Here is an 11227-nt window from a genome sequence, read left to right as displayed (position 1 = left end):
ATCCAGCCACCGGGCCCGGGCCCTCCCGCGCCGGGCCAATACGCCGGCCTCGTACGGGGCTGGATCCGGGAGGGGCGGCGCCCGGCACGGCGCGCCCCCCCCCGGCAGCCGCAGCGCAACCGACTGCGAAGTCGACGTCCCGGGTCAGCCTGGACTCGTGACGGCTTTGCCGGTGCGCACGGGTCTCGGCTCGCCGAGCCGCGAGCGGTCCCGGAGAAGGAGCAGCGAGGCGGGCTGAAAGTCCCAATCTTCGTCTGCACCCCTTGTGATACCGGGCAGTGGCCAGCACGGTCTCTGTTGAGGCTGACCCGGGTAAACGGGAGCGGAGTGGTCCTAGCGAGGCGTTGGGGTCTTGACTGGGATCAGGGAAACGGATACGGATGACCGGCGGGGGCATCCGCGTCGAACGTGCGACGGGGCGCCCCACAGCGCTGCATGAGGTGCGGGGCGCCCCGACTTGCGCCGTTCCTCTGAGCCAACGGCACGTGACCGAGCACAGCGGAACAACTACGTGGGCCCGCCACATCGGGCCCTACGTCCTGGACGGGGAGCGGTCCAGGACGTAACGCGAAGAGGGAACGTCAACAAGACTCCTCGCGTGTGCGCAACATAGACCGTCTGGGGGAACAAACGCACATTTGCATTACCACGAACGAGGTGGTAACAGGCAGCGGCCTTGCTCTGGGCTGGGTGGGATCTCGGGCGAGGTCGGTCGACAGGAGCCCTAGCCTCGCCAGCCTGCGGGGCGCGCCCCGGCCCGCCGCCCGTTCCTGTGTATGGCCAGGCGTTGGGGTCCACCGGTCTGGTCCCCGAGCAGTGAGCGCCGGGCCGGATCTATTGACGCACGGCGTCGCCGGCGTCCTCCAGGTACCACTGGTGCGGCGCGATCAGGTCGCTGATGGCCGGTTCGGGACCCCATGAACCGGGGTCGTACCCCTGCAGCGGCGGCGGATTCTCGAGCAGCGGAGTCGACGCCTCCCAGATGCGCTCGATGCCATCTGCCCTGGTGAACAGCGACTGGTCGCTCAGCATGGCATCCAGGATCAACCGTTCGTAGCCTTCGAGCCCGTGTTCCCGGCAGAAGGAGTCGGCGTAGCGGAAGGTCATTGCTTCTGGTGCGAGTCGCATGGTGGGGCCGGGCTCTTTCGCCAGGAAGCAGGCGGCGATCCAGCCGGGATCCCCGAAGTCGATCACGATCTTGTTGCCTCGGCTCCTGTCCTCTCGAGGGAGATCGATGGGGAACATCCGCAGGGGCGGCTCGCGCAGACCGAGGGTGATCACCTGGCGGTGCTGTGCGAGATTCTTGCCGGAGCGCAAGTAGAACGGCACACCGGCCCAGCGCCAGTTGTCCACCTCCAGCCGCAACGCGGTGAAGGTCTCGGTCTGCGAATCGGGGGCGACTCCCAGTTCGTCGTGGTAGCCGTTGTACTGGCCGCGCACGACGTGCCCGGGTTCGATGGGGCGCAGCGCTGCGAAGACCTTGTCCTTCTCGTCGCGCAACGGCTGGGCGGCGAGTGAGACAGGCGGTTCCATCGCCACGATGCCCAGCACCTGGATCAGGTGCGTGACGATCATGTCCCGGAAAGCTCCGGTGCCCTCGTAGAAGTGGGCGCGGCCCTCGAGGCCGAGCGTTTCGGGCACATCGATCTGCACATGGCTGATGTGGTCCCGGTTCCAGACGGGTTCGAACATGCCGTTGGCGAAGCGGAGGGCGAGGATGTTGTCCACCGACTCCTTGCCGAGGAAGTGATCAATGCGGAAGATCTGGGATTCGTCGAAGACGGCGTGGATCGTCTCGTTGAGTGCTCTTGCCGAAGCGAGATCCGTGCCGAAGGGCTTCTCCACGATCACTTTTGAGTCCTCCGCCAGGCCGGTGTCGCCGAGCATCCCGATGACGGATCCGAACGCGGCGGGCGGAATGGCCAGGTGGAAGAGTCTGCCTGGCTGCCCGCCGAGGGAGTCCTCGGCTTCCCGCACGGCCGCGAGCAGTTGGCCGGCATCCTGGTCGTATGCGGCGAAGGACAGCGAATCCGCGAAGGACTCCCACACCGGCCCGGAGGGCTTGCAGCGTCCGAAGGTGGCGACCGCGTCGTGCGCGTGTTCGCGGAACGCTTCGTCGGTCAGCGCGGAGTGCGCTCGGCCCGCGCCCACAATGCGGTAGCCGTCCGGCAGGAGGCCGGCCCAGGCGAGGTGGAACAGCCCGGGGAGCAGTTTGCGCTTGGCGAGGTCGCCGGTGGCTCCGAAGAGCACGATCACGTGGTTGTCCGGGCGTTTCACGGCTGGCTCCCCTTCTCGGCGTGTCCGCCGAACTCGCTTCGCATGGCGGACAGCAACTTGTCGGCGAACTCGCTCCGGTCGCGGGACTGGAACCGCTCGTTGAGCGCCGCGGTGATCACGGCGGCCGGTACGCCTTCATCGATCGCCGCCAGCACGGTCCACCGCCCTTCGCCGGAGTCCGAGACGCGCCCGGTGAATTCCTCCAGCTTCGGTGACCGGGCAAGTGCGTCCGCGGTCAGGTCGACGAGCCAGGAACCCACGACCGAGCCGCGGCGCCATACTTCGGCGACCTGGCCGACGTTGATCTCGTACTGGTAGAACTCCGGCTCGCGCAGCGGGGCGGTCTCGGCGTCGGCGGTGTGCTCGTGGCGCCCGGCGTCCGCGTGCTCGATGATGCTGAGGCCCTCGGCGATCGCGCCCATCATCCCGTACTCGATTCCATTGTGGACCATCTTCACGAAGCCGAGCTGCATGGGGGTATCGGTTGCCATGGCTGCTCTCCTGGGTACTGGTCCTGGCGTTTCAGGGCGCGGTAGCGTCGACGAGTCGTAAGAACTCGAACATGTTCGCCGTGCCGATGCCGAATTCCGCTACGGGCGCGGAATCGGTCGAGACCGCGACGCGCCGGGAGGCCCTCCGAGACGTTGATGTGCTCGCCGCGGGCCGGATCTTGAGCGAACAGCTCACGCAGATGGACGGTTCCGATCTCGGCGCGGTGTTGTTCGAGTGCCTTCCACGACGGCTGTTGCCGGAGGGGCGTGATGGACATCTGTCGGCCCTCGGATCGGTCGGTTCGGATCAAGGGTAGGGGCGGACGAGGGCGTCCCGCTGTGCGGAGATGCAGGCCAGGAGGTCGTTCCAGGACGCGACGAAGGACGCCGCGCCGTCGCTCTGGAGCTTCGCGGCGAGCGCTGCGACATCCACGCCTGCTTCGGCGAACCGCGCCAGCATCGCGTCGCAGCCGTTGCCGTCGACGGGCATGGGCTCGCCCACCTCGCCGTGATCGTAGAAGGCCTTGAGCGTCTCGTCGGGCATCGCGTTGACCGTGAACGGGGCGGCGAGTCCGTGGACGTACAGCGTGTCCGACGCGTCGGGGTCCTTGGTGCGGGTACTCGCCCACAGCAGTCGCTGCATGCGTGCACCAGTGTTCTCCAGCCGTTGCACTCGGTCCGAGTCCATCAGGGTGCGGTACGCCCGGTAAGTGTCCTGTCCGACCGCGAGGCCGAGCTGGTCCCGCAGTTCATCGGGTACTTTGCCGCTGACAGCGGCATCCCAGCGGGACATGAAGACGGAGGCCACCGAGCTCACGTCCGGATCGAGTCCTCGTTCCACCCTTCGCTCGACTCCCGTCAGGTACGCGTCGGCGGCAGCCCGGTAGTGGTCGGCCGAGAACAACAACGTGACGTTCACCGGTACACCCGAGGCAATGCACTCGGTAATGGCCGGGAGACCTTGGGGCGTACCGGGAATCTTGATGAACAGGTTGCTCCGGCCCGCGCGGGCGTGCAGTGCCTTCGCCTCTTCGATGGTCCGCGCGGTGTCGTACGCCAGAAGCGGCGAGACCTCCAGGGACACCCAGCCGTCCACACCGTCCGTTCGCTCGTGAATGGACAGGAAAAGATCGGCTGCTCGCCGCAAGTCCTCGATGGCCAGCTCGAAGAAGAGCTCCTCATCCGGCTGTCCCGCCGCTGATCCGGCGCGGATGGCCGCATCGTAGGAGCCGGAGGAGATGGCTTTGTCGAAGATCGAGGGGTTCGATGTCAGACCGGTGACCGAGTAGGTGTCGATGTAGTGCTGGAGCCGACCGGAATCGAGCATGTCGCGGGTGATGTTGTCGAGCCACAGGCTTTGCCCGAGCTCGTGCAGGGTCTGAGTCGCTTTCATGTCATCGCCTCCACCAGTTCGCGGGCCACCTGCGAAACGCGCTCTGGGGTGAATCCGAACTTCGTGAGCAGCTGTTTCAGGGGCGCGGAGGCACCGAAGGTGTGCATGCCGACTACGGCCCCGCCAGCACCGACGTACCGGTCCCAGCCGAGCGTCGAGGCCCCTTCCACCGCGACCCTCGCCGTGACCGTTGGAGGTAGCACCGCGGCGCGGTACTCGCGTGGCTGGCGGTCGAACAACTCCCAGCACGGCATGCTCACCACCCGGGACGCGATGCCCTCACCGGTGAGCTCGTCGTGCGCGGCCAGGGCCAGCGGCACCTCGGAGCCGGTGGCCAGCAGGATCACCTCGGGCTCGCCGGAGGGCACGTCCGCGAGCACGTAGGCACCGCGCGCCACACCGCTGGCCGCCCCGAGCCGACTCCGATCGAGGGTGGGAAGGGCCTGCCGGGACAGGATCAGCGCTGCGGGCTCCCGGCGGAGCGCGGCGACCACTCGCCAGGTTTCGACGACCTCGTTCGCGTCGGCGGGGCGGAAGACGAGCAGCCCGGGTGTGGCGCGCAGCCCGGCGAGCTGCTCGACCGGTTGGTGCGTGGGTCCGTCCTCGCCGACGCCGATGGAGTCGTGGGTGAAGATGTGGACGGTCGGGATCTCCATCAACGCGGAGAGGCGGATGGCCGCCTTGGCGTAGTCGGAGAAGATCAGGAATCCGGACCAGTACGGACGGAGCTTCGTCAGCGCCATTCCGTTGGCGACAGCGGCAGCACCGTGTTCCCGGACGCCGAGGTGCAGGTTGCGGCCGAACCGGTCGTCGGGCTGGAAATCGCCCGCTCCGCCGAACGTGAGCCGGGTTTTGGTCGACGGTGCCAGGTCGGCCGATCCGCCGAGGACCCAGGGGATCGCCTCGGCCACGGCGTTGAGCACCTGGCCGGACGAATCGCGCGTCGCCAAGCCCTTCGGGTCGGCCGGGAAGGTGGGCAGCGCGGTGTCCCAGCCATCCGGGAGTTCCCGGCGCTGGATCCGTTCCAGCTCGTCGGCCAGAGCGGGATGTGCGCTGCGGTAGGCGTCGAACGTCTTTTCCCAGGCAGTGCGCAACTCGGCGCCCCGCGCCCCGATGCCCTGGGCGAACCAGTCGGGAACCCCGTCGGGGATGTGGAAGTCCGCCTCCGGTGGGATCCCGAGGGCCTGTTTGGTGGCTCTGACCCCCTCCGGCCCGAACGGTGTTCCATGTGCTTGCGGTGAATCCTCGACCGGCGAGCCGTAGCCGATGTGACTGTGCACCAGGACCAGGGTCGGGCGTTCGGTCTCGGCGCGGAAGGTGTGGAAGGCGCGGCCGATCTGATCGAGGTCGTTGGCATCGGCCACGGTGGTCACGTTCCAGCCGTGGGCCAGGAAGCGGGCGGCGACGTCCTCGGTGAAGGTGATGTCGGTGTGGCCCTCGATGGTGACCCTGTTGGAGTCGTAGATCCAGCACAGGTTGGACAGCTGCAGGTGCCCGGCCAGCGAAGCCGCCTCGGCGGAGATACCCTCCATCATGCAGCCGTCGCCGGCGAGCGCGTAGACGTCGAAGTCGAAGAGCGTGAAGTCCTCGCGGTTGTACCTCGCCGCCAGCCACTGCCCGGCGATCGCCATCCCGACGGAGGTGGCCACTCCCTGGCCGAGCGGGCCGGTGGTCGCCTCGACGCCGCTCGTCCACCGGTACTCGGGGTGACCAGGGCAGTGCGAATCGAGCTGCCGGAACGACTTCAGGTCGTCGAGGGCCACCGCAGGGCGGCCCAGCACCTCGTAGTCGGGATCGACCGCGCGCACACCGGTCAGGTGCAGCAGCGACCAGAGCAGGGCGGAGGCGTGGCCCTCGGAGAGCACGAAGCGGTCGCGGTTGGGCCAGATGGGATGGGCGGGATCGAAGCGCAAGAACCGCTGCCACAACGCGTACGCAACCGGTGCCATGCCCATGGGAGTTCCGGGGTGACCGGAATTCGCCTGCTGGATCGCGTCCATGCACAGACCGCGAATCGTGTTCACCGACAGCGTGTCCAGATCGGTCATCGCTAAGCCACCTTCGCGCTGCGGCCGTTCGGCGATCCCGGTCGAGAAGGAGCGGAGCCGCCGCCAGGTCACCGGCTCGGAGGGAACCGCCTCGGCAAGCCAGATTCCCGGATGTTCGGCCGAGCGCGGGCCACCTCTCGAACGAGCGTAGGACTGCCCGCACCCCGCGCTCAACTTTTCAGCTATACGTCCGAATTGTTGGACGGGTTGTGGCTTTAGGCCCTTTCGATCAATTGCCGAACCATCAATCGTGGCATGGAACCGAGTTCCCGCCGGAACGAATCAGCGCGGGCGCCGAGTGCAGCCTCGGGCGGGCGGTGGTGGGCTATCCAGCTGGAGGACCGCGCGGACGGAAGGAGCCTGCCCATGCGAATCGTCGTGGACCTGAACCGGTGCCAGGCGTACGCGCAGTGCGTGTTCCTCGCTCACGAGACCTTCAGGTTGGCCGGTGAGGAGGCGCTCACCTACGAGCCGAACCCCGATGACGCCCGACGCCTGCAGGTGCAGCGAGCCGCGGCAGCCTGCCCGGTGCGAGCGATCGTGCTGGACCACCAGGACGGTGCGGAGCGGGGCGTGACGTCATGACCATGGCGGCACCGATCGCGGAGTTGGTGCGCGACTACAAGGCCAACGCCCGGATCGTCATCGTCGGCGCCTCGCTGGCGGGCCTGCGGGCCGCTGAAACCCTCCGCGCGGAAGGCTTCACCGGGCGGTTGACGATCATCGGGGACGAGCCGCACGAGCCCTACGACCGTCCCCCGTTGTCCAAGCAGGTGCTCAAGGGCTGGGTGCCGGCCGACCACACCGCGCTGCCCCGCCTGCGGCACGTGGACGCGGACTGGCGGCTCGGAGTGGCCGCCACCGCGTTGGACCGGACCACCAAGCACGTGCACCTGGCCAACGGCGACCAGGTCCCGTACGACCGGGTGCTGATCGCCACGGGCACTCGCGCGCGGCAGTGGCCCAACCCGACCGAGGCCGCCCTGGAGGGCGTGTTCGCGCTGCGCACACGCGATGACGCCGCGCAGCTGCAGCAGGCGCTGGCCGCGCGGCCGTCGCGGGTCTTGGTCATCGGCGCCGGGTTCATCGGCTCGGAGGTGGCCTCCGTCTGCCGGGAACTCGATCTTCCGGTGACCGTCGCCGAGCGCGGTCCGGCGCCGCTGGTCGGCCCGCTCGGCGGAGTGATCGGCGAGATCGCCGCGGAGCTGCAGCGCGACCACGGCGTGGACCTGCGCTGCGGTGTGGGAGTGTCGTCGCTGGAAGGCGACGCGAGTGGACACGTGCGACGCGCTCAGCTCTCCGACGGCGCCACCGTCGAGGCCGACGTGGTGCTGGCCGCGCTGGGGTCGATCCGCAACGTGGAGTGGCTGGAGGGCTCCGGGCTGGCGGCCGGTATCTGGGGCGTCGGCTGCGACGCCGGCGGTCGTGCCTTCGACATCAACGGCGTGGTGACCGACAGCGTCTTCGTGGCCGGGGACGTGGCACGCGCACCCCACGTGCTCTACGAGTACGAGTTCCTCGCCATGGAGCACTGGGACAACGCCGTCCTGGGCGCCGAGGTCACGGCCCACAACATGGTGAACCTCGAACCCCACTACTACCCGCACCTGCTGCTGCCCGGATTCTGGTCCGGTCAGTTCGGCGTCAACATCAAGTCCGTCGGCGTCCCGCCCTTCGGCGACGAGATCGCCTTCGTCCAGGGTTCGGTCAAGGAACGCCGCTTCGCCGCCGCCTACGGCCACCGGGGACGCATCGTCGCCGCTGTCGCCTTCAACCAGGGCAAATGGCTGCCGCACTACGCGGGACTGATCGAGCGGTCGGCTCCGTTCCCGCCCCCGCCACCGGGCTGGGATCAACCCGACGACCTCAAGCCGATTCCCGCGGAATTCCCGGAACACGGCGTCCCGACGGCGATACCCGACGTCGTCCTGACCGGACACGACCCGAGCGAGCGCAGAGCCGAGTTCCGCCCGCGGCGCCGCTGACGCGCTCTCGGGACCACGCGGGCGAAAGAGGAGAGAGAACAGCACCATGAGCGAGGAAACCCCTTGGCAGCAGGCCCTCCGCTACGAAAACCGCGCCAATCCGTACCCGTTCTACGCCGAGCTCCGCAAGACCCCGGTAGCGCGGCAGCCGAACGGCACCTACGTCGTCAGCACCTACCGGGAGGTCGTCTCGCTGCTGCACGACAACCGGGTCAGCTCGGATCCCGCGAAGATTCCGGGGACGGCTCCGGGCGCGGACCCGGGGGAGCCGGGGACCGAAACGATCACCGCGGCCGATCTGGAGCCGAGCATCATCACCTCCGACCCGCCCGAGCACGATCGAAACCGCTGCACGATGCTGCGACACTTCTACGGCCCGCCCGATTCGCCGCACCAGATCTCCGACCTGGACCCCGAGATCCGCCGCATCGTCGCCGGCCTCCTGGACGGCATGGAGGGCAAGACCCGGATCGACGTCGTCGAAGATCTCGCCTACCCGCTGCCGGTGACCGTGATCTGCGAGGTCCTGGGCGTGCCGCTGGAAGACGAACCGCGCTTCCACGACTGGATCCGCACTGCCCTGGAGAGCTTCGACCTCGGCCCGGAACCCACCGCCGAAGAGATCCAGCACGAGGCAGCGGATGGTCGCCGGGCCGTGCAGGAGTTCGGGGAGTACATCACCGAACTGCTCGACCGGTACGCCGAACAGCCCGGCCCGGGCATGCTCTCGGCGATGGTGCACGACGACGGCGCGGAGCATCGCATGTCCAAGGGCGCGCTCGTCGCCAATGCCGTGCTGCTGCTCTTCGCCGGGCACGAGACCACGGTCAACCTGATCGCCCACAGCGTGCTCACCCTGCTGCGGCACCCCGACGCGCTCGAGGAACTGCGTCGCCGGCCCGAGCTGATCGTGCCCGGGGTCGAGGAACTGCTGCGCTTCGAGTCATCGGTCCAGTTCTGGCACACCCGCTCCGCACTCGACGACATCGAGATCGCGGGCACCACGATCCCGAAGGGCGCACCGATCTTCCTGGTGTACGGCTCGGCGAACCGCGACCCGCAACGGTTCACCGATCCCGACGAAATCGACCTCGAACGCCCCGACAACCAGCACCTCGGCTACAGCCAGGGCATCCACTTCTGCTTCGGCGCACCGCTCGCGCGACTGGAGGTCCAAGCCGCGGTCGGGGAGTTCGTCCGCCGCGTGCAGAACCCGCGGCTCGTCGAGGACCCACCGCCGTACCGACGCAACCAGATCTTCCGCGGCCCGCGACACGTCCTGGTCGACATCGACGGAATCACCGACTGACCCAGCTCGCGCAGAAGCATCGCTGTGCGGGCCATCGAGCCGGGGTAATTCGTGATCAGTGGTTTCGGCCTTCTCGGTGTTTGAACGAGTCGCGCCGTTCCCGTACGTATTGCTCCACTGTTCGGGCGGGTTGGCCGGTGATCTTCTCGACGTCGGTGGTGGCGCGGTCGTAGCGGCCATCGCGGTGCAGTTTCGCCATCGTGGCAATGTGTTGCTGCACGTGGGGATCCAGGTCGGCGCTCGTCAACTGGTCGAACCACTCGTCGTAGGAGAGGTGCGTGGCGGTGATGGGGCGGCCCAGCGCGCGTGAGTACTCGTGGGCGAGTTCGTCGATGTCCAGGGCCGCGGGGCCGGTCAGTTCGTACACCGAGCCGATGTGGCGTTGCGGCGCGAGCAGGACTGCGGTGATCACGTTGGCGACATCGCCGGCGGCGACGGGGGAGGTGCGGCCCGTTCCGAAGGGCAGTGCCAGCGTGTCGTGGTCGCGGATCGATTGCGCGGCGAGCACGGAGAACAGCGGGTTCTCGAGCAGCACCGTGGGTCTGACGTGAACTGCCGGGACCGCCGACCAGTCGATGACGTGCTCGGCCAGCCAGTGCAGGCGTTGCTGGTGGGATTCCGCCGTGCTCGTCGCCGTCATCTGGGAGACGGTCATCTGCGAGATGTCGACCAGGACTTCGAGGCCGGGCGGTTCTCGGACCGCCGCGCAGACGACGGCGGTGGCTTCGAGGTAGTCCGGTGAGACGCTCATGTTGAACAACATCCGGCTGATGCCGTCGGTGGCTGCGGCGACGTGCACGGGGTTGGTGAGGTCGCCGACGATGACATCGGCGCCGAGAGCGCGCAGCGCTTCGGCTCGGGCGTCGTCGTGGTGGACCATGGCCCGAACTGCCAGTCGGTGAGCGAGGAGGTGTTCCACGACGAGCCTGCTGATCCCGCCGACTCCGCCGCCGGCGCCGGTGATCAGGTAGGAGGGTGCGGTGGTCATCGAAATGCCTTGCGTGTCATCGGTTCTTCGTGATCTCGTCGTGCCAGTCGAGGGAGCATCCGACTTTGACCGGAGCTACACGGCGATGCGCCCGAGCAACGCCCCGGCAGCTCTGGGCCTGTGATCCACTCCCTCCGCGTGGCGGCTGTTCCTTCGCCTGTGCCAGAGGCCACCGAGACGCAATCGCGGGACGGCGGGGGGACCGGCGCTGGTGGCCGGATGCCGCAGCTCGCTGGAGCCAACTCGTGCCGAGCGGGGTGCAGCCGTCGCCATCGACGACCGACCACTCGGGTTCGCGCGCGGCTCGTGGGCATTGTCGGCAACTGGGAAACACCGGCTCGGCTTCCACCATGGGCCCTGCCAGTCTCCGCTCCCGAATTGGCAGTGCAATAGGTTCGTTGGTCCTGCGAATCCCGGGGCGCTCTTGCGGACACGTTGACCAAGGCCGGCCGCGTCGGGGTGACCGAGGTGGCGCTTCGGCAAATTCGGCCAGTCGATGCCTGAGGCCCTTCCAGAGCCCTTCAGCGATGGGAAAAGCTCCCGCCTGCGTACAGGCGGGAGCTACGCGTTGGGTGGACAGCTATCGGCTAGATGCTGCGGTGAGTCGGGTGAGGTTTCGTGGAATGCCAGGGGCAATCAGCAGCCCCAGCCACCCCCAACCCCCCCCCCCCCCCCCCCCCCACCCCCCCCCCCCCCCCCCCCCCCCCCCCCCCCCCCCCCCCCCCCCCCCCCCCCC

The 11227-nt window shown here is 68.3% G+C and carries 9 protein-coding genes; 4 read left to right on the top strand and 5 right to left on the bottom strand.

From position 1 onward, the window contains the following. Positions 1-834: 834 nt before the first annotated feature. Both zwf and ABTZ89_RS27995 read right to left on the bottom strand, forming a co-directional pair. Complete coding sequence (gene zwf, locus ABTZ89_RS28000; protein WP_351050151.1) at positions 835-2277, bottom strand: glucose-6-phosphate dehydrogenase; 1443 nt, start codon at positions 2275-2277, stop codon at positions 835-837. After that, a complete protein-coding gene (locus ABTZ89_RS27995) occupies positions 2274-2768 on the bottom strand; it encodes a hypothetical protein (RefSeq protein WP_351050148.1) in 495 nt (164 codons plus the stop codon). The genes zwf and ABTZ89_RS27995 overlap by 4 nt, the downstream gene beginning before the upstream one ends. Before the next feature lie 71 nt (positions 2769-2839). Here ABTZ89_RS27995 and ABTZ89_RS27990 point away from each other — a divergent pair, with 71 nt between their 5' ends. Beyond that, positions 2840-3085 carry a hypothetical protein gene (locus ABTZ89_RS27990; protein WP_351050145.1) on the top strand — a complete coding sequence of 82 codons (246 nt, stop codon included), beginning with the start codon at positions 2840-2842 and terminating at the stop codon, positions 3083-3085. Here ABTZ89_RS27990 and tal read toward each other — a convergent pair. Both tal and tkt read right to left on the bottom strand, forming a co-directional pair. Next, a complete protein-coding gene (gene tal, locus ABTZ89_RS27985) occupies positions 3076-4161 on the bottom strand; it encodes a transaldolase (protein ID WP_351050142.1) in 1086 nt (361 codons plus the stop codon). The genes ABTZ89_RS27990 and tal overlap by 10 nt on opposite strands. Next, positions 4158-6209, bottom strand: a complete 2052-nt coding sequence (gene tkt / locus ABTZ89_RS27980; RefSeq protein WP_351050139.1) for a transketolase — start codon at positions 6207-6209, stop codon at positions 4158-4160. Before tkt ends, tal begins: the two co-directional genes overlap by 4 nt. A 366-nt stretch (positions 6210-6575) precedes the next feature. Between tkt and ABTZ89_RS27975 the strand changes: the two genes are divergently transcribed. Genes ABTZ89_RS27975 through ABTZ89_RS27965 form a run of 3 tightly spaced genes read left to right on the top strand, consistent with a single transcriptional unit; the run spans position 6576 to position 9503 of the window. Further along, complete coding sequence (locus tag ABTZ89_RS27975; RefSeq protein ID WP_351050136.1) at positions 6576-6794, top strand: ferredoxin; 219 nt, start codon at positions 6576-6578, stop codon at positions 6792-6794. A gap of 2 nt (positions 6795-6796) precedes the next feature. Then, a complete protein-coding gene (locus ABTZ89_RS27970) occupies positions 6797-8194 on the top strand; it encodes an NAD(P)/FAD-dependent oxidoreductase (RefSeq protein WP_351050133.1) in 1398 nt (465 codons plus the stop codon). Between the two features lie 46 nt (positions 8195-8240). Continuing rightward, complete coding sequence (locus ABTZ89_RS27965; RefSeq protein ID WP_351050130.1) at positions 8241-9503, top strand: cytochrome P450; 1263 nt, start codon at positions 8241-8243, stop codon at positions 9501-9503. 55 nt (positions 9504-9558) lie between these two features. Here the strand turns inward: ABTZ89_RS27965 and ABTZ89_RS27960 are convergent, their stop codons facing one another. Next, entirely contained in the window at positions 9559-10491 is a 933-nt protein-coding gene (locus ABTZ89_RS27960; RefSeq protein WP_351050128.1) for an NAD(P)H-binding protein, read from the bottom strand. Positions 10492-11227 lie beyond the last annotated feature (736 nt).

The sequence above is a fragment of the Saccharopolyspora sp. NPDC002686 genome (assembly GCF_040295745.1).
Taxonomy (GTDB): domain Bacteria; phylum Actinomycetota; class Actinomycetes; order Mycobacteriales; family Pseudonocardiaceae; genus Saccharopolyspora; species Saccharopolyspora oryzae.
The sequence above is the reverse complement of the archived record's forward strand: the minus strand, read 5'-3'. Positions and strand labels throughout refer to the sequence as shown.